The 23,816-nt window shown below is 64.7% G+C and carries 24 protein-coding genes; 12 read left to right on the top strand and 12 right to left on the bottom strand.

The window, feature by feature from the left end; all coding sequences use genetic code 11:
* Positions 1-6 precede the first annotated feature (6 nt).
* The 4 genes from ABE459_RS02960 to ABE459_RS02945 are packed head-to-tail and all read left to right on the top strand — an operon-like array spanning position 7 to position 2,536.
* Entirely contained in the window at positions 7-441 is a 435-nt protein-coding gene (locus ABE459_RS02960) for a DUF4426 domain-containing protein (RefSeq protein WP_323830785.1), read from the top strand.
* A complete protein-coding gene (gene rdgB, locus ABE459_RS02955) occupies positions 438-1,034 on the top strand; it encodes an RdgB/HAM1 family non-canonical purine NTP pyrophosphatase (protein WP_110996011.1) in 597 nt (198 codons plus the stop codon). The genes ABE459_RS02960 and rdgB overlap by 4 nt, the downstream gene beginning before the upstream one ends.
* Positions 1,031-2,200 carry a radical SAM family heme chaperone HemW gene (gene hemW, locus ABE459_RS02950; protein ID WP_323830786.1) on the top strand — a complete coding sequence of 390 codons (1,170 nt, stop codon included), beginning with the start codon at positions 1,031-1,033 and terminating at the stop codon, positions 2,198-2,200. The genes rdgB and hemW overlap by 4 nt, the downstream gene beginning before the upstream one ends.
* Positions 2,201-2,209: 9 nt before the next feature.
* Positions 2,210-2,536, top strand: coding sequence for a DUF3392 family protein (locus ABE459_RS02945; protein WP_011531731.1), 327 nt, complete (start codon positions 2,210-2,212; stop codon positions 2,534-2,536).
* Between the two features lie 54 nt (positions 2,537-2,590).
* On the opposite strand, the gene ABE459_RS02940 is transcribed toward ABE459_RS02945, so the two are convergent.
* The 6 genes from ABE459_RS02940 to ABE459_RS02915 form a co-directional block, all read right to left on the bottom strand.
* Entirely contained in the window at positions 2,591-3,982 is a 1,392-nt protein-coding gene (locus ABE459_RS02940) for a hypothetical protein (RefSeq protein WP_323830787.1), read from the bottom strand.
* Between the two features lie 153 nt (positions 3,983-4,135).
* Positions 4,136-4,936, bottom strand: coding sequence for a hypothetical protein (locus ABE459_RS02935; RefSeq protein WP_323830788.1), 801 nt, complete (start codon positions 4,934-4,936; stop codon positions 4,136-4,138).
* Between the two features lie 66 nt (positions 4,937-5,002).
* Positions 5,003-5,725, bottom strand: a complete 723-nt coding sequence (trmB, locus tag ABE459_RS02930; RefSeq protein WP_110996014.1) for a tRNA (guanosine(46)-N7)-methyltransferase TrmB — start codon at positions 5,723-5,725, stop codon at positions 5,003-5,005.
* A gap of 9 nt (positions 5,726-5,734) precedes the next feature.
* On the bottom strand, positions 5,735-6,547 hold the full coding sequence (locus ABE459_RS02925; protein WP_110996015.1) for a thiazole synthase: 813 nt from the start codon (positions 6,545-6,547) through the stop codon (positions 5,735-5,737).
* A gap of 52 nt (positions 6,548-6,599) precedes the next feature.
* Complete coding sequence (thiS, locus tag ABE459_RS02920; RefSeq protein WP_110996034.1) at positions 6,600-6,800, bottom strand: sulfur carrier protein ThiS; 201 nt, start codon at positions 6,798-6,800, stop codon at positions 6,600-6,602.
* 102 nt (positions 6,801-6,902) lie between these two features.
* Positions 6,903-7,274 carry a DUF423 domain-containing protein gene (locus tag ABE459_RS02915; RefSeq protein ID WP_125465930.1) on the bottom strand — a complete coding sequence of 124 codons (372 nt, stop codon included), beginning with the start codon at positions 7,272-7,274 and terminating at the stop codon, positions 6,903-6,905.
* Positions 7,275-7,338: 64 nt separating this feature from the next.
* Between ABE459_RS02915 and mtgA the strand changes: the two genes are divergently transcribed.
* Positions 7,339-8,049 carry a monofunctional biosynthetic peptidoglycan transglycosylase gene (mtgA, locus tag ABE459_RS02910; RefSeq protein WP_323830789.1) on the top strand — a complete coding sequence of 237 codons (711 nt, stop codon included), beginning with the start codon at positions 7,339-7,341 and terminating at the stop codon, positions 8,047-8,049.
* Between the two features lie 191 nt (positions 8,050-8,240).
* Here the strand turns inward: mtgA and rpoH are convergent, their stop codons facing one another.
* The 4 genes from rpoH to ftsY all read right to left on the bottom strand — a co-directional run bounded on the left by rpoH (position 8,241) and on the right by ftsY (position 12,412).
* On the bottom strand, positions 8,241-9,095 hold the full coding sequence (rpoH, locus tag ABE459_RS02905) for an RNA polymerase sigma factor RpoH (RefSeq protein WP_125465932.1): 855 nt from the start codon (positions 9,093-9,095) through the stop codon (positions 8,241-8,243).
* Positions 9,096-9,204: 109 nt separating this feature from the next.
* Positions 9,205-10,233 (bottom strand): permease-like cell division protein FtsX, encoded by a 1,029-nt coding sequence (gene ftsX, locus ABE459_RS02900; protein WP_125465933.1) that lies wholly within the window; start codon positions 10,231-10,233, stop codon positions 9,205-9,207.
* Positions 10,230-10,901 (bottom strand): cell division ATP-binding protein FtsE, encoded by a 672-nt coding sequence (gene ftsE / locus ABE459_RS02895; protein ID WP_011531723.1) that lies wholly within the window; start codon positions 10,899-10,901, stop codon positions 10,230-10,232. Before ftsE ends, ftsX begins: the two co-directional genes overlap by 4 nt.
* Positions 10,898-12,412, bottom strand: a complete 1,515-nt coding sequence (gene ftsY / locus ABE459_RS02890; RefSeq protein WP_323830790.1) for a signal recognition particle-docking protein FtsY — start codon at positions 12,410-12,412, stop codon at positions 10,898-10,900. Before ftsY ends, ftsE begins: the two co-directional genes overlap by 4 nt.
* A 234-nt stretch (positions 12,413-12,646) precedes the next feature.
* Here ftsY and ABE459_RS02885 point away from each other — a divergent pair, with 234 nt between their 5' ends.
* The 5 genes from ABE459_RS02885 (at position 12,647) to ABE459_RS02865 (ending at position 19,939) form a co-directional block, all read left to right on the top strand.
* Entirely contained in the window at positions 12,647-14,002 is a 1,356-nt protein-coding gene (locus ABE459_RS02885; RefSeq protein WP_346647912.1) for a pitrilysin family protein, read from the top strand.
* A complete protein-coding gene (locus ABE459_RS02880; protein WP_323830792.1) occupies positions 13,995-15,488 on the top strand; it encodes a pitrilysin family protein in 1,494 nt (497 codons plus the stop codon). The genes ABE459_RS02885 and ABE459_RS02880 overlap by 8 nt, the downstream gene beginning before the upstream one ends.
* Positions 15,488-16,096 carry a 16S rRNA (guanine(966)-N(2))-methyltransferase RsmD gene (rsmD, locus tag ABE459_RS02875; RefSeq protein WP_323830793.1) on the top strand — a complete coding sequence of 203 codons (609 nt, stop codon included), beginning with the start codon at positions 15,488-15,490 and terminating at the stop codon, positions 16,094-16,096. The genes ABE459_RS02880 and rsmD overlap by 1 nt, the downstream gene beginning before the upstream one ends.
* A gap of 69 nt (positions 16,097-16,165) precedes the next feature.
* Positions 16,166-18,886 (top strand): pitrilysin family protein, encoded by a 2,721-nt coding sequence (locus tag ABE459_RS02870; protein ID WP_346647911.1) that lies wholly within the window; start codon positions 16,166-16,168, stop codon positions 18,884-18,886.
* A gap of 60 nt (positions 18,887-18,946) precedes the next feature.
* Positions 18,947-19,939, top strand: coding sequence for a hydrolase (locus ABE459_RS02865; protein ID WP_323830795.1), 993 nt, complete (start codon positions 18,947-18,949; stop codon positions 19,937-19,939).
* Between the two features lie 95 nt (positions 19,940-20,034).
* Here ABE459_RS02865 and ABE459_RS02860 read toward each other — a convergent pair whose 3' ends face one another.
* Positions 20,035-20,889, bottom strand: a complete 855-nt coding sequence (locus ABE459_RS02860) for a sulfurtransferase (RefSeq protein ID WP_323830796.1) — start codon at positions 20,887-20,889, stop codon at positions 20,035-20,037.
* 35 nt (positions 20,890-20,924) lie between these two features.
* Positions 20,925-21,590 carry a TetR/AcrR family transcriptional regulator gene (locus ABE459_RS02855; protein WP_110996027.1) on the bottom strand — a complete coding sequence of 222 codons (666 nt, stop codon included), beginning with the start codon at positions 21,588-21,590 and terminating at the stop codon, positions 20,925-20,927.
* Between the two features lie 170 nt (positions 21,591-21,760).
* Between ABE459_RS02855 and ABE459_RS02850 the strand changes: the two genes are divergently transcribed.
* Both ABE459_RS02850 and ABE459_RS02845 read left to right on the top strand, forming a co-directional pair.
* Positions 21,761-23,191: a coniferyl aldehyde dehydrogenase gene (locus tag ABE459_RS02850; RefSeq protein WP_323830797.1), complete on the top strand. Its 1,431-nt coding sequence runs from the start codon at positions 21,761-21,763 to the stop codon at positions 23,189-23,191.
* Between the two features lie 16 nt (positions 23,192-23,207).
* A complete protein-coding gene (locus ABE459_RS02845; RefSeq protein WP_322359595.1) occupies positions 23,208-23,693 on the top strand; it encodes a twin-arginine translocation pathway signal protein in 486 nt (161 codons plus the stop codon).
* Positions 23,694-23,816 lie beyond the last annotated feature (123 nt).

Below are 23,816 nucleotides of genomic sequence, written 5' to 3'. Positions count from 1 at the left end.
GGGATCATGCGTCGACTAGCACTGTTTCTGATCAGCCTGTGCCTGGCCCTGCCGGTGCTGGCTGCCGATGCCGCCAAGCCCGATCGCAAGGAAGTGTTCGGCGACGTGACGGTCCATTACAGCGCCTTCACCTCGAGCATGCTGCAGCCGGACATCGCTGCCGCCACCGGCCTAACCCGCAGCAAGAACCAGGGCGTGCTCAATATCGCCGTGCTCAAGGGCGGCAAGCCGGCCACCTCGGTGGTCAGCGGCACGGTCAAGGACCTAACGGGGCGCAGCAGCCCGCTGTCGTTCAAGCTGATCACCGACCAGGGCGCGGTGTACTACATCGCCCAGTTCAAGATCGACCAGGCTGAAACCCTGACCTTCGACCTGAATGTCGAAACCGGTGGCGTCAGCAATCAACTCAGCTTCAACCAGGAAGTGTTCCCAGGCGAATGATGAATTTCCAGCAACTCGTATTGGCCAGCCATAACGCCGGCAAGCTCAAGGAACTGCAGGCCATGCTCGGCGACTCCGTGCATCTGCGTTCGATCGGTGAATTCAGCCAGGTAGAGCCGGAAGAAACCGGCCTGTCGTTCGTCGAGAACGCCATCCTCAAGGCGCGCAACGCCGCACGTATTTCCGGCCTGCCGGCCCTGGCCGACGACTCGGGCCTGGCGGTGGACTTCCTCGGCGGCGCGCCGGGCATCTATTCGGCACGCTACGCCGATGGCAAGGGCGACGCGGCCAACAACGCCAAGCTGCTTGAAGCGCTGAAGGATGTGCCCAAGGAACAGCGCGGCGCGCAGTTCGTCTGCGTACTGGCGCTGGTGCGCCATGCCGACGACCCGCTGCCTATTCTCTGCGAAGGCCTGTGGCATGGCAGCATCCTGTTCGAGGCCAGCGGTGAGCATGGTTTCGGCTACGACCCGCTGTTCTGGGTCCCGGAGCGCAAGTGCTCCAGTGCCGACCTGGCACCCGTCGACAAGAACCAGCTCAGCCACCGCGCCCGCGCCATGGCCTTGCTGCGTCAGCGTCTGGGCCTGGCATGAGTGAAAAGCTGTTGGTACAGCCGGCGGGCCTGATCCTCCCCCCGCTGTCGCTGTACATCCACATCCCCTGGTGCGTGCGCAAATGCCCTTATTGCGACTTCAACTCGCACCAGGCAGGGCCCACATTGCCCGAAGACGAATATATCGATGCCCTGCTGGCCGACCTCGACCAGGAGATGCATGCCGTTCAGGGTCGGCCGATCAGCACCATCTTCTTCGGCGGTGGCACCCCCAGCCTGTTCAGCGCGGCTGCGCTTGGCCGCCTGTTGCGGGGTGTCGAGCAGCGCATCCCGTTTGCCGCGGACATCGAGATCACCCTCGAAGCCAACCCGGGCACGTTCGAACAGGAAAAGTTCAAGGCCTATCGGCAGACCGGCATCAACCGGCTGTCCATCGGCGTACAGAGCTTCCAGCCAGCCAAGCTTGAGAAGCTCGGGCGCATCCACAACGGCGCTGAAGCGGTGCGCGCCGCCGACATGGCTCGCGCGGCCGGCTTCGACAACTTCAACATGGACCTGATGCACGGCCTGCCTGACCAGTCACTGGACGACGCGCTTGGCGACCTGCGCCAGGCCATCGAACTGGCGCCGACGCATCTGTCCTGGTATCAGCTGACGGTCGAGCCCAACACCGTGTTCTGGAACCAGCCACCCGAGCTGCCCGAGGACGACATCCTCTGGGATATCCAGGAAGCCGGCCAGGCGCTGATGGCCGAGCACGGATACCAGCAATACGAAGTGTCGGCCTACGCCCAGCCAGGGCGCGCCGCACGGCACAACCTCAATTACTGGCGCTTTGGCGACTTCATCGGCATCGGTGCCGGTGCCCACGGCAAGCTGTCGTTCCCCGATGGGCGCATCCTGCGCACCTGGAAGACCCGCCTGCCCAAGGACTACCTGAACCCGGCCAAGCCCTTCAAGGCAGGCGAGAAGTTGCTGCCGGTCGATGAGCTACCCTTCGAGTTCCTGATGAACGCGCTGCGCCTGACCCAGGGGGTGGAAGCCGAGCTGTTCACGCAACGCACGGGGCTTCCCTTGGCGCAACTCGCGCAAGCCCGCCGCGCCGCCGAACAAAAGGGCCTTTTGCAGGTCGAAGCGGATCGACTGGCGGCCACGCCGCGCGGCCAGCTGTTCCTCAATGACCTGCTGCAGTACTTCTTGAATTAAGGATGACCCATGGACCTGGTACTTGACCTGCTCTCGACCGTCTCCCGCTGGAGCCGCAGCAACCTGTCGGAGATCTCGCTGGCCCTGGTGGGCTGCCTGCTGGTGCTGTTCGGCACCGATATCAAGGGCTGGGTCGAGGGGCGCCTGGGCGGCCTGGCCGGCGCCCTGCGCGTGCCGTTCATGGCGCTGCTGGTAATGATCGGCAGCGGCGCGGCGCTGATCTATGCCACACCGTGGATCGTCAAAGGGCTGGGGCAGTTCAACAACTATGCGCTGGCACCGGTGTTGCTGGTGGTGCTGGTATTGATTGGCGTGGTGGCTGACCGGCGCGGGTGACGCCAAATCAAAACCGCCTTTGGCAGGGCGGTTTTGATTCGTTGCAGATTTGCGTCACGGCAACAATTTAGTTTCCAGCGGTTGCGAACGCTGCCCCGCGTAATCGACGCCGACCGCGCATAGGCGGGTATCTTCCGTCACCGCCTCCTTTCGTGTGCCAGCCAATGCTCGGTAACCCGACTCATCGGCACAGTCAGTGGTATCCCAGGGGCCACTCTTGAGCTCGACCCGCCGGAGCAGGATCTGCTCAGGCTCGACAGACACAAGGTAGGCATTGCGGCCCTTCCTATCCTTATATGGCGGGTCGATTTCCAACTCGGGTTGGCTGGCCGGGCCTGCAGGGTGCACCACCACAGGCAACGCCAGGGCATTGCGGTTCGCCGGCTCCGGCCCGGCTGCTTCGCGCCCCCAGACACATAACGCCAGCACTGTCGGATTCTCGGGCGCCAGGGTGAAGCCCTCGATAGGGACATTGATTGGACTTCCTGATTGTTGCACCGGGCCATAGCCTTCGCCCTGCTCGCATTGGTCCGGCCATTGGGCGAGCTTGGCCTGGTACAACGTCGTGGTCGCGTATAAAACCTGGCTGATCACCCTGGCGCTGCTGCCGACCTTGTAGATCATGCGTTCGTCCCCCTCTTCCAACGCAACATCGAACTGGTTGCTCAAGCCGCAGCCGGCAGCATTGACGTCGAACGCCCCGTTGTTCAGGCAGGCTGGCAAGAAACTCAAGTCCGACGCTTCGCTCCCCAGAGGGTTGCTGCTGTGAGCAACAGCGAGAACCGCACCCGCTGCCTGTTCTACGACAGGGCTGCCAGAGTCGCCGGGCTGCAACCAGGCGTCCTCCATCAACAACAGATGCCGTTGCAGAAAGCCCCGCCCGGTCTTCAAGTCGATCCGCACCAGTTCCTGCGTCGGCCATCTGGCGCTACCCGAAGTGACCCCGCTCACCCTGGCGCCCACGGTTATCGTCTCGCCCTCGGTGGCTTGGCGTCCGGCCAGCACCATGGGCATGATACCGAGTGCCTTGAGTGCCCCCTGGGTCTGCTGCAACTCGAACACGGCAAAATCCAGGCCGCGTCGCGAGGCGTAGCGAGTATGCACGACATCGAATGCCGCCCCGGCGACGCTCTCGAAAGTGACGCGCCCCAGCCCCGCAAGCTGTCCGCCGGCAATCTGGGGCCGTTTAAATACCGCATGACCACTGCCCACGAGGAGCGCAGGCGCGGCATCGTTACCGTTGTCGATCAGAAAAGCCGTGCTCTGCTGGGTTACTGCCGGCCCGTAGAGTAACGATGCTGTATTCAAGGTCCGCTCGTACCGGGCGATGGCGGAGCGATCGAGGCTTTGCTCCGTGGCAGGGGAAGATGCCTGGGCAGTGACGCTCAAGCAGGCAGCGGCAGTGGTGAAGGTCAATGCAACGCGCAACAGGCGTGTAGCGATCATGAAAGGTCTCCTGATTTGTCCGAGCGTAATGCCCAGGAACAGGAGGCTCACATTTCGACCCTGCCAGCAGGTCATAACATTTGCTATTTGCGCCCTTGCGGCGCTGGTCGAAGCGGCTGACTAAAAGGCCGCCCCTCGTGGCCTTGAACAGGATCAAGAGCCGGTGCGAGCTTCCAGCCTTTGCCTCCAGCCAGATGCACGCCCGCACCCCAAAGACTCAGCCTCGCGCAACATCGCCAGCCGCTCGGTCATTGGTGTCTGCTGCCAGATGGCGGGATGAGTGGCCAACAAATAAAGCGCCTCGGCTTTGAACTGGTCGTATGAAAACACTTGTCTGGACTTCTCCAGCATCTCGCCCACTGTAAGTGACACCGAGGGCAGGGCCGAAGCAATGTCGGTAGCCGGTCTGAAACAATGCACCTCACGCAAAAGCTGCGGATAGAGCGATTGGAACGGATCATCCCGTTGCAACGCCGCTTTCAACACCTCAAGCAAGGCGACTTGCTCTGCGCCCATGAAGTCAAAGCTGTCGGAGGTTGGCGCGCAACGGTAGTAATAGGCGACCGCTGCCGCCAGAAACCCTTGCTCTACAGCCTGATGCAAACGCGCACAGGAGGCCTGCCTGCGTGCCATGTCGCGCCGGTCCGCAGAGGTTTGCATGTTGGACTGCCAGAACAGCGCCAAGGTGTTGCCCGCCTGCGCTGCCAGCTCGATGTGCGCGCGCGCTTCATCCATCAATTCGCTCATCGGCATCAACTGTTCAGTACTGATGGCTTCGCCGCCGGCCTCGATTTCGGCAAGCGCCTGCAAATTCACGTTGGCCTGTTGTACCAAGGCCACGGCACGCTCGAGGTGTTGCTCAGAGGGCGAAAGAGGTTCACGCAGTAACACGACGAGCACAAGGCAGACGGCAACGACCAGGCCTATCAGCGGTAACAGAACCCGAGGCTTCAAGGCGCAATCCTTTACGCGATGTGATGAGGGGCCAGAGGCGCACCGGCGCCTCTGGCAGGGGGAGGGTCAAGCCAGTTTTTCGAACTTCAGGTCCCACACGCCGTGCCCAAGGCGCTCGCCGCGGCGCTCGAACTTGGTGATCGGGCGCTCTTCGGGGCGTGGCACGTAGGCGCCATCAGCCGCCTGGTTGCGATAGCCCGGTGCTGCGCTCATCACTTCCAGCATGTATTCGGCATAGGGCTCCCAGTCGGTCGCCATGTGGAACACGCCACCGGGTTTCAACTTGCGACGCACCAGCTCGGCGAACTCCAGCTGGACGATACGGCGCTTGTGGTGACGTGCCTTGTGCCACGGGTCGGGGAAGAACAGCATCAAGCGGTCGAGGCTGTTGTCGGCCACGCAGCGGTTGAGCACTTCGATGGCGTCGCAGTCGTACACCCGCAGGTTCTTCAGGCCTTGGGTGAGCACGCCGTTCAGCAAAGCGCCGACACCCGGGCGGTGCACTTCGACACCGATAAAGTCCAGCTCGGGCGAGGCCGCAGCCATCTCCAGCAGCGAATGGCCCATGCCAAAGCCGATCTCCAGTGTGCGCGGCGCCGAACGGCCGAACACCTGGTCGTAGTCCACCGGGCTGTCGGCCAGCGGCAGGACGAACAGCGGGCCGCCCTGCTCCAGGCCACGTTGCTGGCCTTCGGTCATGCGCCCGGCGCGCATCACGAAGCTCTTGATGCGACGGTGCGGACGATCTTCGCCGTCGGCGGTGATCGGCGTTTCTTGCGATTCAGTCATCTGGGGCTCTTACTTGATCAGACCATCCAGCGGCGAAGAGGCGCTGGCGTAGAGTTTCTTGGGCATGCGGCCGGCCAGGTAGGCCATGCGCCCAGCCAGGATGCCGTGCTTCATGGCTTCGGCCATCAGCACCGGCTGTTGGGCGTGGGCGATGGCCGAGTTCATCAGTACCGCCTCGCAGCCCATCTCCATGGCGATGGTGGCGTCGGAGGCGGTACCCACGCCGGCATCGACCAGCACCGGCACCTTGGATTCCTCGAGGATGATCTGCAGGTTGTACGGGTTGCAGATGCCAAGGCCCGTACCGATCAGGCCGGCCAGGGGCATCACCGCGATGCAGCCGGCTTCGGCCAGCTGGCGGGCGATGATCGGGTCGTCGCTGGTGTAGACCATCACGTCGAAATCTTCCTTGACCAGCACTTCGGCGGCCTTGAGGGTTTCGATGACGTTGGGGAACAGGGTTTTCTGGTCAGCCAGCACTTCCAGCTTGACCAGCGTGCGGGACTCATGGCCCTTGCGACCATCGAGCAGCTCACGGGCCAGGCGGCAGGTGCGCACGGCTTCCACCGCATCGAAGCAGCCTGCGGTGTTCGGCAGGATGGTGTACTTGTCCGGCGACAGCACGTCGAGCAGGTTCGGCTCACCCGCATTCTGGCCCAGATTGGTGCGGCGCACGGCGACGGTGACGATTTCGGCACCCGAGGCCTCGGTGGCCAGGCGGGTTTCTTCCATGTCACGGTACTTGCCGGTACCGACCAGCAGGCGCGACTGGAAGGTGCGCCCGGCCAGGATGAAGGGCTTGTCGCTGCGAACGTTGCTCATCGATGTTCCTCAGGAAAGGTTACGGGGCTTACGGGTGAAACGCCGGGCTTGCTCAACCACCACCGATGGCGTGGACCACTTCAACCTGGTCGCCCTCGCTCAGCAGCGTGCTCTCGTGCTGACTGCGCGGCACGATGTCCAGGTTCAGTTCCACCGCCACCCGGCGGCCAGCCAGCTCGAGCCGGCCGAGCAGGGCCGCGACGCTCTCGCTCGCGGGCAGTTCGTAAGGTTCACCGTTCAGTTGAATGCGCATGCGCACGGCCACCATTGTTCGTTGGGGCAGGCATTCTAGCCCCGATCAGCCTTGCAACCCAAGGGTGGAGCGCGCCATTAGTCGCGATTGTGGACCACTCGGTCAGCCCAGGCGCCAGGCGGCCAGACCCAGGCACAACCAGCCGGCGAGGAAGCACAGGCCACCCAGCGGGGTGATCATGCCGAGCTTGCCCAGGCCCGTCAGCGTGAGCACGTAGAGGCTGCCGGAAAACAACACGATACCCAGCGCGAACAGACCGCCCGCCCAGCCCACCAGGCGCCCGGGCAGGTGCACCGAGAGCACGGCCACGGCGAGGATCGCCAGGGCATGCACCAACTGGTAGGTGACACCGGTGTGAAAGACCGCCAGGTAGTCGGCACTGAGGCGGCTCTTCAGGCCATGGGCGGCAAAGGCGCCGAGCGCGACACCGGTGAACCCGAAGAAGGCGGCGAGCATCAGGAAGCTGCGAAGCATGGGACGACTCCTCGAAAGGGGTCTGTATAATGGCCCGTTCCAACGGTCCGGCCAAGCCATCACCATGCTGTCATCCTTACTGCGCCACTTCACCCGCGGCCTGCTCTGGTTCGCTGTCGCAAGCATTGCCGTGGTGCTGGTACTGCGCTGGGTACCGCCGCCCGGCACGGCGCTGATGGTCGAGCGCAAGGTGGAGTCATGGTTCAGTGGCGAGCCGATCGACCTGCAGCGCGACTGGACCCCCTGGGAAGAGATCTCGGATGAGCTCAAGGTGGCGGTCATCGCCGGTGAAGACCAGAAGTTCGCCAACCACTGGGGCTTCGACATCCCGGCCATCCAGGCGGCGCTGGCCTACAACGAACGGGGCGGCAAGGTCCGTGGCGCCAGCACCCTGACCCAGCAGGTGGCCAAGAACATGTTCCTGTGGTCCGGGCGCAGTTGGCTGCGCAAGGGCCTGGAGGCCTGGTTCACCGCACTGATCGAGCTGTTCTGGTCGAAGGAGCGGATTCTCGAGGTGTATCTGAACAGCGCCGAGTGGGGCAAGGGCGTGTTCGGCGCCCAGGCGGCGGCACGCTATCACTTTGGCGTGGATGCCAGCCGCCTGACGCGACAACAGGCCGCACTGCTCGCTGCCGTGCTGCCGAGCCCGATCAAATGGAGCGCCAGCCGGCCAAGTACCTATGTAGCCAGCCGCGCGGGGTGGATTCGCCGGCAGATGAGCCAGTTGGGTGGGCCGAGCTACCTGATGCAGCTGGATGCGTCGCGCAGGCTTTAAGCTGCGCTCGCAAGGGCATCAAGTAACCTGTGGGAGCGGCTTCAGCCGCGAAAAAGGCAACGCGGTGGATGGCACCAGCTTCGCTGGTGTTCGCGGCTAAAGCCGCTCCCACAGGGCCCTGCGATCCATCTCAACAAAAAACCGCTGCCTCTTGCGAGAGCAGCGGTTTTTCAATCCAGCCAGGGCGCCGATCAGATCGCGATCAGTGCCTTGACCTTGTTCATTGCGTTCTTCTCCAGCTGGCGAATACGCTCGGCCGAAACGCTGTACTTGTCTGCCAGCTCATGCAGCGTGGCCTTCTCTTCCGCCAGCCAGCGCTGGTAGAGAATGTCGCGGCTGCGATCGTCCAGGCCCTGCAGGGCTTCATGCAGGTTGCTGGTGGAATTGTCGCTCCAGTCAGCGTCCTCCAGCTGCACAGCCGGGTCGTAGCGGTGGTCTTCCAGGTAATGCGCGGGCGACTGGAAGGCGCTGTCGTCATCGGCTTCGGCTGCCGGGTCGAAGGCCATGTCCTGGCCGCTCAGGCGGCTTTCCATTTCACGCACTTCGCGGGGCTCCACGCCCAGGCTTTCTGCCACGCGATGCACTTCGTCATTGTTCAGCCAGGCCAGGCGTTTCTTCTGGCTGCGCAGGTTGAAGAACAGCTTGCGCTGGGCCTTGGTGGTAGCCACCTTGACGATGCGCCAGTTGCGCAGGATGAACTCGTGGATCTCGGCCTTGATCCAGTGCACCGCGAAGGACACCAGACGTACGCCCATTTCCGGGTTGAACCGTTTTACCGCCTTCATCAGGCCGACGTTGCCTTCCTGGATCAGGTCGGCCTGGGCCAGACCATAGCCAGCATAGCTACGGGCGATATGGACGACGAAACGCAGGTGGGCCATCACCATTAGCCGGGCGGCCTCGACATCCTGTTCGTAATAGAGACGCTCGCCCAGATCACGCTCCTGCTCGACCGTCAGCAGCGGGATGCTGTTGACCGTGTGCACGTAGGCTTCCAGGTTTGCACCGGGTACCAGGGCATAGGCAGGTTGCAACGATGTGGTCATTCAAGTACCTCCGACTTACAGACTCGTGCCTTGTGGGCACTGCCAGCATAGACCCGGAACCGCGAGACAAGTTCCTGGATGAAAAAAAGTCAATGCTGGCGATGAAACATTATCGTGGTGCCAGCTCGTTCAGATGCCGAGCCACCGCGATCCATGCACCGATATACCCCAACAGCACCGCGCCGATCAAGAGGGAAAGACCATCGGCGGCCGGCACTCCGCCCAGGGCGAAATCGCTGCCATACAGGCCGGAAAGCCCGACGACCGCGTCGTTGAGCCAGTTCAGGCCGAACGCCAGGATCCCCCAGGCCAGCACCCCGGCACCCAGGCCATACAGCGCCCCCATGTAGAGGAAAGGCCGACGCACGTAGCTGTCGGTGCCGCCCACCAGCTTGATCACTTCGATCTCGACGCGGCGGTTCTCGATATGTAGACGAATTGTGTTACCGATTACTAACAGCAACGCGGAAATAAGCATCACCGCGAGGCCGAAGACAAAACGATCACCCAGCTTGAGGATCGCCGCCAGGCGCTCGACCCAGACCAGGTCCAGCTGTGCCGCTTCCACCCGTGGCAGCTCTGCCAGGCGTTGACGCAGCGCTTCCAGAGCCGGTTTGTCGACTTCGCTCGGGGTCACTACCACCACGCCGGGCAGCGGGTTGTCCGGCAGCTCGCGCAGGGCTTCGCCCAGGCCAGACTGCTGCTGGAACTCTTCCAGCGCCTGCTCACGGCTGACGTACTGGGCCTCGGCAACGCCCGGCATGCCCTTGATCTCGTCACGCAATGCTTCGCCATCACGGCTGCTGGCGTCGAGCTTGAGGTACAGGGAAATCTGCGCCGCGCGCTGCCACGAACCGCCGAGCTTCTCGACGTTCTTGAGCAGCAGCGACAGGCCCATGGGCATGCTCAGCGCCACAGCCATCACCAAGCAGGTGAAGAAGCTGCCGATCGGCTGCTTGGCCAGGCGGCGCAGGCTGTCGGCCAGGCTGGCACGGTGGCTTTCCAGCCAGGCGTGCAGCAAGGTGCTGAAGTCCGGGCCATCATCGTCGTGGTCGCCGCGCTTTTTCTTCGCCGGTTGTGGGTCGGCGGGCTTGGGTGCGACCCGCTCGGAAACCTTTGGTGTACGTGTGGTGCTCATTGCCCGGCCTCCCCATCGCCGATCAAGCGGCCGCGTTGCAGCGTCAGCATGCGGTGGCGCATGCGCGCGATCAGCGCCAGGTCGTGGCTGGCGATCAATACGGTGGTGCCCAGGCGGTTGATGTCTTCGAACACGCCCATGATCTCGGCGGCCAGGCGCGGGTCGAGGTTACCGGTGGGCTCGTCCGCCAGCAGCAGTGCCGGCTGGTGGACGATCGCCCGGGCGATACCGACGCGCTGTTGCTGGCCGGTGGACAGGTCGGCCGGGAACAGCTCGCCCTTGTCGCTCAACGACACACGCTCCAGCGCCGAGTCGACGCGCTTGGCGATCTCGGCCTTGGACAGCCCGAGGATCTGCAGCGGCAGGGCGATGTTGTTGAACACGGTGCGGTCGAACAGCAACTGGTGGTTCTGGAACACCACGCCGATCTGCCGGCGCAGGAACGGGATCTGCGCGTTGCTGATCTGCCCAAGGTCCTGCCCCGCCAGCAGCAGCTTGCCGCTGGTCGGGCGTTCCATGGCCAACAACAGGCGCAACAAGGTGCTCTTGCCGGCGCCGGAGTGGCCGGTGACGAACAGGAACTCGCCACGCCGCGCCCGGAAGCTCAGCTCATGCAGGCCGACGTGGCCGTTGGGGTAGCGTTTGGCGACCTGTTCGAATCGGATCATGCAGGTTCCCGCTCGGCAAACAGTGCCTTGACGAAAGGTTCAGCCTCGAAGGTGCGCAGGTCATCGATACCCTCGCCCACACCAATGAAGCGGATCGGAATGTTGAACTGCTTGGCCAGGGCGAAGATCACCCCGCCCTTGGCGGTGCCGTCCAGCTTGGTCAGGGCCAGGCCGGTCAGTTCCACGCTCTGGTTGAAGTACTTGGCCTGGCTGATGGCGTTCTGCCCGGTACCGGCGTCGAGCACCAGCAGCACCTCGTGGGGCGCCTCGGCGTCGAGCTTGCCGATCACCCGACGGACCTTCTTCAGCTCTTCCATCAGGTTGTCCTTGGTGTGCAGGCGCCCGGCGGTGTCGGCGATCAGCACATCGACGTTGCGCGCCTTGGCGGCCTGCACGGCGTCGAAGATCACCGAAGCCGAGTCGGCGCCGGTATGCTGGGCGATCACCGGGATCTGGTTGCGCTCGCCCCATACCTGCAGCTGCTCCACGGCGGCGGCACGGAAGGTGTCGCCGGCGGCGAGCATGACCTTCTTGCCTTCGAGCTGCAGCTTTTTCGCCAGCTTGCCGATGGTGGTGGTCTTGCCGGCGCCGTTCACGCCGACCACCAGGATCACGTAGGGCTTGTTCTGCGCCTCGACCTTCAGCGGCTGCTCGACCGGGCGCAGCAGCGCGGCCAGCTCTTCCTGCAGCGACTTGTACAGCGCGTCGGCATCGGCCAGCTGCTTGCGGGCGACTTTCTGGGTGAGGTTCTGGACGATGGCCGAGGTGGCCTCGACGCCGACGTCGGCGGTCAGCAGACGGGTTTCGATTTCGTCGAGCAGGTCGTCATCGATGACCTTCTTGCCCATGAACAGGCTGGCCATGCCCTCGCCAATGCTGGCGCTGGTCTTCGACAGGCCCTGCTTGAGACGGGCGAAGAAACCGGGCTTGGACGGTTCGGCGGCAGCCGCGGCAACGGGCTCGGGCTCTACCGGGGTCGGCGCGATGACCGGTTGGGCTTCGACAACCGGCGCCGGGGCCGCTGCGACAGTGGCAGCCGGCTCGACGAGCGGGCGAGCGGGAATGGCAGGCGGCGCCTTCGGCTCCAGGTCCTCAACCAGTGCCACCGGTTCTTCGGCGACAGGCAGTACCAGGTTGCTGACCGGGGCCGCAGGCACTTCGGCCGGTGCTGGCTCTACGGGTGCGGCAACCACAGGCTCAGGCTGAACAACCACAGGGGCAGCGGCAGGCGCATATTGCGGCGTGGCGACCACTGGCTCGGGCACCGACGCTGGCTGCGGTGTCTCAACCACTGGCTCCGGCACAGGCTCGACCACTACGGGCTCGGGCACTGCCGCCGGCAGCGGCTCGGCAGCAGGCACCTGCAGTGCGGCCGGCTCTGTGGCCTGCGGTTCTGGGGTTTGCGGCTGTTCGGCGACAGGTTGTTCCGGCTTCTTGCGGAACCAGCTGAACAGGCCTTTCTTCTCGCCAGCCGCAGCCGGCGCTTTTTTGTCGTCGTTGGAACCAAACATGGAAGACGGCTATCTCAGGGTAGCGATGCGCCAGCAGTGGCGCATCGGGAATTCTTGAGTCACGCAGAACAGACTATTTTGTAACCGACTGGTTCATGCGCAACGTTTTGTCTTTAGGGCCTGCGGGCCAGAACGGCGACAGGCATGGTCGCCAGGCAACCGGATCAGTATCCTAGCACCTCCTGGCCCGCCGACGCTAAACCCAAGCGGGCCGCAGAACAGGTTAAACACCGTATGAATGCTCTAGCCCGCCGCGCCGCTGGCCTGTTGCTCGGCACGCTGTGCCTGCCGCTTGCGGCCTTCGCCGCCGATGTGCAACCCACCCATGAATTCATCCTCGACAACGGCCTGAAAGTGGTCGTACGCGAGGACCACCGTGCCCCGGTGGTGGTTTCGCAGATCTGGTACAAAGTCGGTTCCAGCTACGAAACCCCAGGCCAGACAGGCCTGTCCCACGCCCTGGAGCACATGATGTTCAAGGGCAGCGCCAAGCTCGGCCCTGGCGAAGCATCGCGCATCCTGCGTGACCTGGGCGCCGAAGAGAACGCCTTCACCAGCGACGACTACACCGCCTATTACCAGGTGCTGGCCCGCGACCGCCTGCCGGTGGCCTTCGAACTGGAAGCCGACCGCCTGGCCAGCCTGCGCCTGCCGACCGACGAGTTCAGCCGCGAGATCGAGGTGATCAAGGAAGAGCGCCGCCTGCGCACCGACGATCAGCCCAACTCCAAAGCCTTCGAGCTGTTCCGTGCCATGGCCTACCCGGCCAGCGGCTACCACACCCCGACCATCGGCTGGATGGCCGACCTCGAGCGCATGAAGGTCGAAGAGCTGCGCCACTGGTACGAGTCCTGGTACGCACCGAACAACGCCACCCTGGTGGTCGTCGGCGACGTCACCCCCGACGAAGTGAAAACCCTCGCACAAAAATACTTCGGCCCCATCCCCAAGCGCGCCGTGCCCCCCAGCAAGTTGCCGCTGGAGCTGGCCGAACCCGGCCTGCGCAAGCTGACCCTGCACGTGCAGACGCAGTTGCCGAGCCTGATCTACGGCTTCAACGTGCCGGCCCTGGCCACCGCCAAGGACCCGCGCACGGTCAACGCACTGCGGCTGATTTCCGCCCTGCTCGACGGCGGCTACAGCGCCCGCATGCCGGCGCGCCTGGAGCGCGGCCAGGAGCTGGTGGCCGGTGCCTCTTCCAGCTACAACGCCTTCACCCGGGGCGACAGCCTGTTCCTGATCTCGGCCACCCCCAACGTGCAGAAGCAAAAGACCCTGGCCGAGGTCGAGCAAGGCGTCTGGCAATTGCTCGACGAACTCAAGACCACCCCACCCACCGCCGAAGAGCTCGAGCGCGTGCGCGCCCAGGTGATCGCCGGCCTGGTCTACGACCGTGACTCCATCAGCAGCCAGGCCACCACCATCGGCCAGCTGGAGACCGTCGGCCTGTCCTGGAAACTGATCGACAGCGAACTCGACGATCTCAAGCGCGTGACCCCGCAAGACATCCAGGCCGCTGCCCGCACCTACTTCACCCGCGAACGCCTGAGCGTTGCCCATGTACTGCCCGAGGAGTCCGCTCATGAGTGACCGCAGCGCACCCCGCTACACCCTGTTGGGCCTTGGCATCATCGTGCTGGTGGTGGCCACCGCCCTGCTGCTGGCCCGCCCGGCCCAGTCCGACAGCGCCAGCCAGCCCGTTGGCGCGGCCCGCCCGGCCAACTCGCTGCAATCGCTGGCCGAACTGGACGGCAAGGCCCCCAGCCGCCGCCAGTTGAACATCCAGCACTGGACCACCGCCGAAGGCACCCGCGTATTGTTCGTCGAAGCCCGCGAGCTGCCGATGTTCGACCTGCGCCTGACCTTCGCCGCCGGCAGCAGCCAGGACGGCACGACGCCAGGCGTGGCCACGCTGACCAATGCCATGCTCAACGAGGGTGTGGCCGGCAAGGACGTCACCGCCATCGCCGAAGGCTTCGAGGGCCTGGGCGCAGACTTCGGCAACGGCTCCTACCGCGACATGGCCGTGGCCTCGCTGCGCAGCCTCAGCGCCGCCGACAAGCGCGAGCCGGCACTCAAGCTGTTCACCGAGGTGGTGGGCAAGCCGACTTTCCCCGATGACGCCCTCAAGCGCATCAGGAACCAGATGCTGGCCGGCTTCGAGTATGAAAAGCAGAACCCCGGCAAGATCGCCGGCAAGACCCTGTTCGCCAACCTGTACGGCAGCCACCCCTACGCTCACCCCAGCGACGGCACGGCCCAGACAGTCACAGCCATCACCCTCGATCAGCTGCGCGCCTTCCACGCCAAGGCCTATGCCGCCGGTAACGCGGTGATCGCGCTGGTCGGCGACCTCAGCCGCAGCGAAGCCGAAGCCATCGCCGCCCAGGTTTCCGCCGGCCTGCCCAAGGGCCCGGCCCTGGCCAAGCCCGAGCAGCCGGTTGAACCCAAGCCAGGCCTGACCCACATCGACTTTGCGTCCAAACAGACCCACCTGATGCTGGCCGAACTTGGCATCGACCGTAACGACCCGGACTGGCCCGCACTGTCGCTGGGCAACCAGATCCTCGGCGGCGGCGCCTTTGGTACCCGGCTGATGAGCGAAGTGCGCGAAAAGCGCGGCCTCACCTACGGTGTGTACTCGGTGTTCAGCCCGATGCAGGTACGCGGCCCGTTCATGATCAACCTGCAAACCCGTGCCGAGCTCAGCGAAGGCACGCTCAAGCTGGTGCAGGACCTGTTGGCCGAGTACCTCAAGAACGGCCCGACGCAACAGGAACTGGACGACGCCAAGCGCGAACTGGCCGGCAGCTTCCCGCTGTCCAATGCCAGCAACGCCAGTATCGTCGGCCAGTTGGGCGCAATCGGCTTCTACAACCTGCCGCTGAGCTGGCTGGAAGACTTCATGCAGCAGTCCCAGGCGCTGACCGTCGAACAGGTCAAGGCCGCCATGAACAAGCACCTGGCGGCGGACAAGCTGGTGATCGTCACCGTCGGCCCGAAGGTGGCACAGCAGCCGCTGCCGGCCCCCACTGACAAACCCGCCGAGCGGCCGCTCGGCGTACCGGAGCATTAATGGCACGCCCCAACACCCCCGCGCGCAGCGCCCCTGGCGCCAGCAAAGGCCCCGGCCAGTTGCGCATCATTGCCGGCGAGTGGCGCAGCCGCCGCCTGGCCGTCCCCGAAGGCGACGGCCTGCGCCCCACCCCAGACCGCGTGCGCGAAACCCTGTTCAACTGGCTGGCGCTGTACATCGAGGGCGCCCGCGTGCTGGATGCCTTCACCGGCAGCGGCGCACTGGTGCTCGAAGCCCTGTCCCGTGGTGCGCAAGACGCCGTGGCGCTGGACAGCAACCCGGCCGCCATCGCCAACCTCAAGCACAACCTCGAACTGCTGCGCTGCCCGCGCGGGCAAATCCTGCAAACCGACGCCCTGCGCTATCTGCAAGGCCCGGCCAAGCAGCAGTTCGACCTGGTGTTCCTCGACCCGCCCTTCCACCAGGACCTGCTGGCCAACACCTGCAACCTGCTGGAGCAGGGCCAGTGGCTGCGCGAGCAGGCGTGGATCTACACCGAAAGCGAGGCGGCGCCGTCAAGCCTGCCGATGCCCGGCAACTGGCGCCTGCACCGCGAGAAAAAGACTGGCCAGGTGCATTACGCGCTCTGGCAACGCAGCAAGATTTAAGTAACACCGCCCACCGGCAGAAGTGCCCGAAGCTGCTCCGCTCATCACTCGTGACGGAGCACTTCGAGCATGGCCCTCCCCCCGACAGTCAGCCTTTCTTCGCTGATCCCAGCAGCAAATCCGCCGCTGCAACATTTCGTTCTTGGCAATGGCTTGAACGTTTATCTGCAAGAAGACCCGCGCAGCCCCCTGGCCTGTGTCCAACTCTGCTATCACGTCGGCGCCAGCCACGACCCCTTGGGGCATACCAACCTGGCCCACCTGCTCGAACACATGCTGTTCGAGGGTAGCGCCAAGCTCGCACCCGGGCAGTTTTCGCGAGTCATCGGCCGACTGGGTGGCGTGGCCAATGCCTCGACCCAGGATGACGGCACCCTCTACGAAGTGACACTGCCGGCTGCGCGCCTGGAAGTCGCACTGGAGATCCTGGGTGACACCATGGCCAACGCCAGCCTCACAGCGGACGGTTTCGAGCGGGCCGTCAAGGCCATCAACGATGAACGCCGGCTCAAATTCGACAACGACCCCGAACAACAGGCGTTCGAACACCATAAGCGCCTGGCCCACGGCAGCAGCCCCTACGCCGTGCCCAGTTTCGGTGATGTCGTGGACCTTCACTACATGAAGCCCGACACCGTACGCACCTGGTACCGCACCTGGTACCACCCCAACAATGCGACGCTGATAGTGGTTGGCAACGTCGACCGGGCGCGCTTGCAGGGCTGGGTCGAGCGCTACTTCGGCCCTTGGGGTGCGGCAGCTCTGCCTGAATTGCCCGTTCCGCAGCTGACGGTAGCCCACCAGCCACGTGAGCAAGCCATCACACAGCCTGGGCTGCGCGATGGCCTTTATCTGTCCTTCAATGTACCGAGCCTTGCGACTGCCGAATCGACCACCACGGCAGCGGCCTTGATGCTGCTGCCGGAACTGTTGGCCAAAGGTGCCGATTCGATGCTGTACGCCAGCCTGGTCCGTGATCGGCAAGTGCTCACAGGCATCGAAGCCTTCTATGACCACCTGACCCGCGCAGACACATTGCTGACGCTGTATGCCTACAGCAACCCCGACAAGGGCACGCCACAACAGGCCATCGAGCAGATACGGCACATCCTCGATGCAGTCCGACAGACGCCGCCCAGGGCTCAGACACTCGACGCACTCAAGTTCCGGCTGCTGACCGAGCAGCTCAAGGCCAGGGATACAGCGCACAAACAGGCCGAATCCATCGCTGCGTATGCCCTCAGCGGATTGAAGCCCGAGGTGCATGACCAGGTCCTGCAGGCACTGATCGCACTCACGGCTGAAGATATCCAGTTGGCCGCACAGCGGTTCCTGGCCGACGAGCGCATGGCGGTTACCCACATGCTCGCACCGCCGGGCACTGCAACCGAAGAAAACGAACTCCCGTCATTGACCTGCGCGGATCTTGCCGGCCGTCTTGCAGCGGCTGATTTCTCCACGCTGCAGTCGGCTGCCAGCATCGACACCCGCCACCTGCTTGCTCCGGCCCAGTCAGTCCAAACCTGGAACACTGCCAATGGCAGCCGCGTGGCCTTCATCGCCAGGCAGGGCTCACCACTGTTCGAACTGCGCCTGCGCTTCAACGCTGGCGCTTGCCAGGACGGCGACACCCCGGGCCTTGCGGCGCTTACGCTGTATGCGCTCGATCAAGGCATCGAAAGCCTGGATGCCCAGGGCTTTGCAGCAAGGCTCAGCGGCATCGGCGCAAGCGTGCAACGAGACATCAGCCACGACCATGCGCGAATTGGCCTGAGCGCTCACTGCGCGGCGCCGTTGCGCGAAGCGGCGCTCGAACTGTTCACCGCGATGGTTGCCCGGCCAGCCCTGGAAGCAGCCGCATATTCCGGCATCCAGGCACGTGCGCTGCGGTACCTGCAGCGGCGCGAAAGCAGCCCCGCGCAACGCATCGACGTGGAGATGCTCAGCTGCCTGTTCCCGCAGCATGCCTATGGCCGCGACTACTCAGGCACCAGCGTCAGCGTCGCCGGTATCGACGTGGACAAGGTCAGGGCATTCCATCAACGCGCCTATACCGCCGCAAATCTGGAAATCACACTGGTGGGAGACCTGAGCCTCACAGAGGCCAGGCAAATGCTCGACACGCTGACCCAGGCACTGCCAGGCAACCACCCCGCGCTCCCGCCACCGCAACCCGCAATCCCACTGGACGAGGCCATCGCCGTCCACCTGGAGCAAACAGGCAGCAATTGCGAGGTGACCCTGGCCCTGCCCCTCGACGTGAAGCGCTCTGACGCCGAGTACACGGCCATGGTCGTGACCCACGAGCTACTCGGCGCCGGCTACGAGTCGCGCCTGGTTGCCGAACTGCGTGAGCGCCGCAACCTGACCTACAGTGTCGACAGCCATCTGCGCACTTACCGGGCGGCCACCTTCCTGTATATCAGTTGGGACATCGACCCCGCCTACCTTGATGCCTCTGTGGAGCTGGTGAAGCAGGTCATCCAGTGCTTCATCGAGCACGGGCCGAGTCAGGACGAGCTGGAACTTGCCATCAATCAACTGGGAGGCGGCCTGCTCCGCTCATTTTCCGACAACAAGGCGCTGGCAAAGGAACTGGCCGACCTTGGCGCCGATACGGTTACCGCAGACCACCATGCCGTCTACCTGCGACAGCTTGCCCAACTGACCCCAGCAGCCGTGCAGGCTGCGGCCAGGCGCTTGCTGGCCATCGAGCGCTGCGTGTGCCTCAGCATCGGCCCACGCACCGGGCAGAAAGCCCTGCCAGCCTTGACCGCAATCGACCAATAGCGCAATTACAGTGGCGGTGTTTCATGGCACTCTAGTCGGGCACATCACGAGTCGCCCAGCATGCCCAGCCTCACCGCCACGTTCCGCCCGGCCACCGGCCTGGCCAATCCGCACCTGCAAACCCTGTGGGGCCCGCTGTGGCGCAAGCTCCCCGAACTCCCCCGTGAACGCGAGCGCCTGTGGCTGGCCGACGGCGACTTCCTCGACCTGGACTGGCACGGCCCGCACCAGGCCGGCGCGCCGCTGGTACTGGTGCTGCATGGGCTGACCGGCTCTTCCAACTCGCCTTACGTCAAGGGCCTGCAGCAGGCGCTGCAAGCGCGCGGCTGGGCCAGCGTGGCGCTCAACTGGCGCGGCTGCTCGGGGGAACCCAACCTGCTGGCGCGCAGCTACCATTCCGGCGCCAGCGAAGACCTCGCCGAAACCATCCGCCACCTGCGTGCCCGCAGGCCGCTGGCACCGCTGTATGCGGTCGGTTACTCGCTGGGGGGCAATGTGCTGCTCAAGTATCTGGGAGAAAGCGGTTCGGCCAGCCAGCTGGAGGCGGCGGTGGCGGTATCGGTGCCGTTTCGCCTGGACCAGTGCGCCGATCGCATCGGCCTGGGGTTCTCCAAGGTCTACCAGGCACACTTCATGCGCGAGATGCTCGCTTACGTGCAGGACAAGCAGCGGCACTTTCGCGACAAGGGGCACCATCAAGGCCTGGCCGAGATCGAACGCCTGGGCTCGCTGCGCAACCTGCGTACCTTCTGGGATTTCGACGGCAAGGTGACCGCGCCACTCAACGGTTTCAACGATGCCCACGACTATTACCGGCGCGCCTCCAGCCGCTACTACCTGGGCGAAAACCGCACGCCGACGCTGATCATCCACTCCAGCGACGACCCGTTCGTGTTCGACCACAGCTTACCGAGCGCCAGCGAGCTGGCGCCGCAGACGCATTTCGAGCTGCACAGCCGCGGTGGGCATGTGGGGTTCGTCGACGGCAGCCTGCGCAACCCGGGGTACTACCTGGAGCGGCGGATTCCGCAGTGGCTGGTAGACGGGAGGTAGACCTCATCGCGGGGCAAGTCGCAGCGGCGCACCGCCGCTCCCACGCCAGCACCAAACGGCGTGGGAGCGGGCTTGCCCCGCGATGATTGCGTCAATCAATCACCAGTCGCGACCCCACGCTGCGGATCATTGATCCACTCGCTCCACGACCCGGCATACAAGCGCCCCAGCGGGTACCCGGCCAGGGCCAGGGCGAACAGGTTGTGGCAGGCCGTCACCCCAGACCCGCAATACGCCACCAGTTGCTCCGGCGAGCGCCCATCCAGCTTCTCGGCAAACCGCTGCTTGAGCTGCTCGGCCGGCAGGAAGCGCCCATCCGCTCCAAGGTTGTCGGTGAACGCCGCGCACTGGGCGCCCGGAATATGCCCGGCCACCGGGTCGATCGGCTCCACTTCGCCGCGAAAACGCGGCAAGGCGCGCGCATCGATCAGCGTGAGCGCAGGCTCGCCCAGACGCTTGAGCAGATGCCCGGCATCGATCAGCAGCTTCATGTCCGGCTCGCCGCTGAACTGGCCTTCACGCTTGACTGGCGGATCCAGGCTCAGCGGCAGATGCGCCGCGTGCCAGGCCTTGAGGCCGCCATCGAGCAGGTACACCGATTCGCGCTTGCCGAGCCAGGCCAGCAACCACCAGGCGCGGGCTGCGAACGCACCAGGGCCGTCGTCGTACAGCACCACCCGGCTGTCATCGTCCACGCCCCACTCACGCAGGCGCTCGACCAGCCGCTGCGGATCCGGCAACGGGTGGCGGCCGGTGCGGCCCTTGACCACCGGCCCGCTCAGGTCACGCTCAAGGTCGGCGAAATGCGCCCCGGCGATATGCCCCTGGGCATAGCTGCGTTGGCCGTAATCGACATCTTCCAGGGCAAAGCGGCAGTCAAGGATCACCAGGCCGGGCGCGTCCAGTTGCTCGGCCAGCTGCTGCGGGGTGATCAGTTGCGCAAGGGGCATGACAGTCTCCTGATGAAGGGCTCGAAGGCGCTGGTTCAGTGCTCCAGGGCCTGGTTGAACGGTACATGGAATTCGTCGCACAAGGTGTCCACAACGGCGCGCGAGCCGGGCGTGACGAAGCCCAACTCCAGCACCAGCACCTGATAGACGCCGCGCTTGAAGGCTTCTTCACCCAAGTGCGCGGAATGTTCGCGGGTGGTGCTGAGAAAACGCACCCACGAGGTCAACACGATCCAGGCATTGATGGTCAGCGATTCGATCTGCGCGGCATCCATGGCCAGGATGCCGGCCTCGACGAAGCCACGGTAGATCGCCTGGCCCTGCTGCAGGCAGCGCTGCGAAAAGCGCCGGTAGCGGGCGGCCAGCTCCGGGTCGCTTTCGAGCAGGTGTTCAAGGTCACGATGCAGGAAGCGGTAGTTCCACATCGCCGCCAGCAGTGCCTTGAGGTAGAAGCGTTTGTCCTCAACCGTGGCGACGCGGCCCTGGGGCGGGCGCAGGAAACTGTCGACCAGCTCTTCGTACTGGCTGAACAGCACGGCGATGATCGCCTGCTTGTTGGGGAAGTGGTAATACAGGTTGCCGGGCGATATTTCCATGTGCGCGGCAATGTGGTTGGTGCTGACGCTGCGCTCGCCCTGCTGGTTGAACAGCTCCAGGCTGTTCTGCACGATGCGTTCTCGGGTCTTCATGCGCGGGGCCATGCTCAGCTCCAGTCTCCGTGCGTTCAAATGATGGGGCATCTTACGGGCTATCGCCCCGTGGCGTCAGGGCACAGCAGCGCAAATGTCCGCTGATCTGGCAGATAAATCACTCACCCTGGCAGGAATTAGAGTATAGGCTCTACTCACTCTTTCCCACGGGTGCCTGCGCCATGACCTCGATCATCACCTCACCCCCTGTTACTTGCGACAGCACGCTCGAGGCGATGTTCGCCGACCAGCGCCAGGCATTCGCCGGCAACCCCATGCCACCGGCGGCACAGCGCCAGCAGTGGCTGAAAAGCCTGCGCGAAGCACTGCTACGTGAACAGGAGGCCTTGATCGCGGCCATCGACAGCGACTTTGCCGGGCGCAGCCGCGACGAGACCCTGCTCGCCGAGCTGATGCCCTCGGTGCAAGGCCTGCGCCATGCCGAACGCCACCTGCAACGCTGGATGCGCCCGTCGCGCCGGCGCGTCGGCCTGGCCTTCCAGCCCGCCAGCGCCAAAGTGCAGTACCAGCCGCTGGGCGTGGTGGGGATCATCGTGCCGTGGAACTACCCGCTGTTCCTTGCCATCGGGCCCCTGACCTGCGCGCTGGCGGCCGGCAACCGGGTGATGCTCAAGCTCAGCGAAGCCACGCCGGCCACAGGGTTGCTACTCAAGGCGCTGCTGGAACGGGTGTTCCCCAGCGACCTGGTCAGCGTGGTGCTGGGCGAGGTGGAAGTCGGCCAGGCCTTCGCCCGCCTGCCCTTCGACCACCTGCTGTTCACCGGCGCCACCAGCATCGGCCGGCAGGTGATGCTGGCGGCAGCGCACAACCTCACCCCGGTCACCCTCGAACTGGGCGGTAAATCGCCCGCCATCGTCTCGGCGGATGTACCGCTGGATACCGCCGCCGAGCGCATCGCCTTCGGCAAGACCCTCAACGCCGGGCAAACCTGTGTCGCCCCCGACTACGTGCTGGTGCCACGCGAACGCCTGGATGCCTTTGCCGATGCCTACCAGCGCGCGGTGCACAGGCTCTACCCGCGCATCGCCGACAACCCCGACTACAGCGCGATCATCAACCCGCGCCAGCTAGACCGTCTGGAGCGCCTGCTGGCCGATGCCCGCGCGCAAGGCGCGCAAGTGCGCGACCTCTACCCCGACGAACCGCGCCAGGGCCGCCGCCTGCCGCCGCACCTGGTGCTGGAGGTGAACGACAGCATGCAGGTGATGCAGGACGAGATCTTCGGGCCCTTGCTACCGCTGGTGCCTTACGACCACCTGGACCAGGCGTTGGCCTACATCAACCAGCGCCCGCGCCCGTTGGCGCTGTACTACTTCGGTTACGACCGTGGCCAGCAAGCCCGGGTGCTGCGCGACACCCATTCCGGCGGCGTGTGCCTCAACGACACCCTGCTGCACGTGGCCCAGGACGACCTGCCATTCGGCGGTGTCGGCCCCTCCGGCATGGGGCACTACCACGGCCATGAAGGCTTCCAGACGTTCAGCAAAGCCAAAGGGGTGCTGGCCAAGCAGCGCCTGAACGCTGCCCGGTTGATTTACCCGCCCTATGGCAAGGCCTTGCAGCGCCTGGTCTACAAACTGTTCATCCGTTGAGCGAGGAAGGCTGCGCATGCACCGTCGCGACCTGCTCAGGTTCAGCCTGGGCGCCAGCGTGTTCCTCGGCACCGCCAGCCTGATCGGCTGCTCGAAACAAGCGCCTTCAGCGGATTACCAGGTGCTGCGCGATGATGACCTGCCGCTGTTGCGGGCCCTGATCCCCGTGGTGCTGGCCGGCACCCAGGCCACTGAAGCGCTGGTGCTGCACAGCCTCGACGGCAAGCTGGCGGCGCTGTCGCCGGCCATGCTCAAGCTCACCCGGCAGTTGTTCGACGTGCTCAGCCTGCCGCTGACCCGCGGGCCGCTGACCGGCATCTGGGGCAGTTGGAACGAGGCCAGCAACACTGCTGTGGAGGCCTTTCTCGCACGCTGGGGCGGTAGTTCGCTGAACCTGCTGCGCCAGGGGCATGCGTCGTTGCTGCAACTGTTGTCGATGGCTTGGTATGAGCGGCCGGAAGCCTGGGCCGCGTGTGGCTATCCGGGGCCACCGAAGATTTGAACCTTAGGGATACTTTCAAGGCTGCCGGGGCTGCTGCGCAGCCCTATCGCGACCCAAGTGCGCGCCGACCTTAATGACGCGGTAAACAGTAGTAGCGGCCGTGTGTGGCGTGATGGCCGCAAA

Source organism: Pseudomonas sp. TWI923 (assembly GCF_039673365.1).
In the GTDB taxonomy this organism is placed as follows: domain Bacteria; phylum Pseudomonadota; class Gammaproteobacteria; order Pseudomonadales; family Pseudomonadaceae; genus Aquipseudomonas; species Aquipseudomonas sichuanensis.
The sequence above is the reverse complement of the archived record's forward strand: the minus strand, read 5'-3'. Positions and strand labels throughout refer to the sequence as shown.

What these genes read in the sequence shown, in the direction of transcription:
- rsmD (WP_323830793.1), top strand. Translation starts at nt 15,488, where the DNA reads ATGGCACGCCCCAACACCCCCGCGCGCAGCGCCCCTGGCGCCAGCAAA.
- ABE459_RS02850 (WP_323830797.1), top strand. Translation starts at nt 21,761, where the DNA reads ATGACCTCGATCATCACCTCACCCCCTGTTACTTGCGACAGCACGCTC.
- ABE459_RS02865 (WP_323830795.1), top strand. Translation starts at nt 18,947, where the DNA reads ATGCCCAGCCTCACCGCCACGTTCCGCCCGGCCACCGGCCTGGCCAAT.
- thiS (WP_110996034.1), bottom strand. Translation starts at nt 6,800, where the DNA reads ATGCGCATTCAACTGAACGGTGAACCTTACGAACTGCCCGCGAGCGAG.
- trmB (WP_110996014.1), bottom strand. Translation starts at nt 5,725, where the DNA reads ATGACTGAATCGCAAGAAACGCCGATCACCGCCGACGGCGAAGATCGT.
- ftsX (WP_125465933.1), bottom strand. Translation starts at nt 10,233, where the DNA reads ATGAGCACCACACGTACACCAAAGGTTTCCGAGCGGGTCGCACCCAAG.
- rpoH (WP_125465932.1), bottom strand. Translation starts at nt 9,095, where the DNA reads ATGACCACATCGTTGCAACCTGCCTATGCCCTGGTACCCGGTGCAAAC.
- ftsE (WP_011531723.1), bottom strand. Translation starts at nt 10,901, where the DNA reads ATGATCCGATTCGAACAGGTCGCCAAACGCTACCCCAACGGCCACGTC.
- ABE459_RS02880 (WP_323830792.1), top strand. Translation starts at nt 13,995, where the DNA reads ATGAGTGACCGCAGCGCACCCCGCTACACCCTGTTGGGCCTTGGCATC.
- ABE459_RS02860 (WP_323830796.1), bottom strand. Translation starts at nt 20,889, where the DNA reads ATGCCCCTTGCGCAACTGATCACCCCGCAGCAGCTGGCCGAGCAACTG.
- ABE459_RS02940 (WP_323830787.1), bottom strand. Translation starts at nt 3,982, where the DNA reads ATGATCGCTACACGCCTGTTGCGCGTTGCATTGACCTTCACCACTGCC.
- ABE459_RS02945 (WP_011531731.1), top strand. Translation starts at nt 2,210, where the DNA reads ATGGACCTGGTACTTGACCTGCTCTCGACCGTCTCCCGCTGGAGCCGC.
- rdgB (WP_110996011.1), top strand. Translation starts at nt 438, where the DNA reads ATGATGAATTTCCAGCAACTCGTATTGGCCAGCCATAACGCCGGCAAG.
- mtgA (WP_323830789.1), top strand. Translation starts at nt 7,339, where the DNA reads ATGCTGTCATCCTTACTGCGCCACTTCACCCGCGGCCTGCTCTGGTTC.
- ABE459_RS02885 (WP_346647912.1), top strand. Translation starts at nt 12,647, where the DNA reads ATGAATGCTCTAGCCCGCCGCGCCGCTGGCCTGTTGCTCGGCACGCTG.
- ABE459_RS02960 (WP_323830785.1), top strand. Translation starts at nt 7, where the DNA reads ATGCGTCGACTAGCACTGTTTCTGATCAGCCTGTGCCTGGCCCTGCCG.
- ABE459_RS02845 (WP_322359595.1), top strand. Translation starts at nt 23,208, where the DNA reads ATGCACCGTCGCGACCTGCTCAGGTTCAGCCTGGGCGCCAGCGTGTTC.
- ABE459_RS02870 (WP_346647911.1), top strand. Translation starts at nt 16,166, where the DNA reads ATGGCCCTCCCCCCGACAGTCAGCCTTTCTTCGCTGATCCCAGCAGCA.
- ABE459_RS02855 (WP_110996027.1), bottom strand. Translation starts at nt 21,590, where the DNA reads ATGGCCCCGCGCATGAAGACCCGAGAACGCATCGTGCAGAACAGCCTG.
- ftsY (WP_323830790.1), bottom strand. Translation starts at nt 12,412, where the DNA reads ATGTTTGGTTCCAACGACGACAAAAAAGCGCCGGCTGCGGCTGGCGAG.
- ABE459_RS02915 (WP_125465930.1), bottom strand. Translation starts at nt 7,274, where the DNA reads ATGCTTCGCAGCTTCCTGATGCTCGCCGCCTTCTTCGGGTTCACCGGT.
- hemW (WP_323830786.1), top strand. Translation starts at nt 1,031, where the DNA reads ATGAGTGAAAAGCTGTTGGTACAGCCGGCGGGCCTGATCCTCCCCCCG.
- ABE459_RS02925 (WP_110996015.1), bottom strand. Translation starts at nt 6,547, where the DNA reads ATGAGCAACGTTCGCAGCGACAAGCCCTTCATCCTGGCCGGGCGCACC.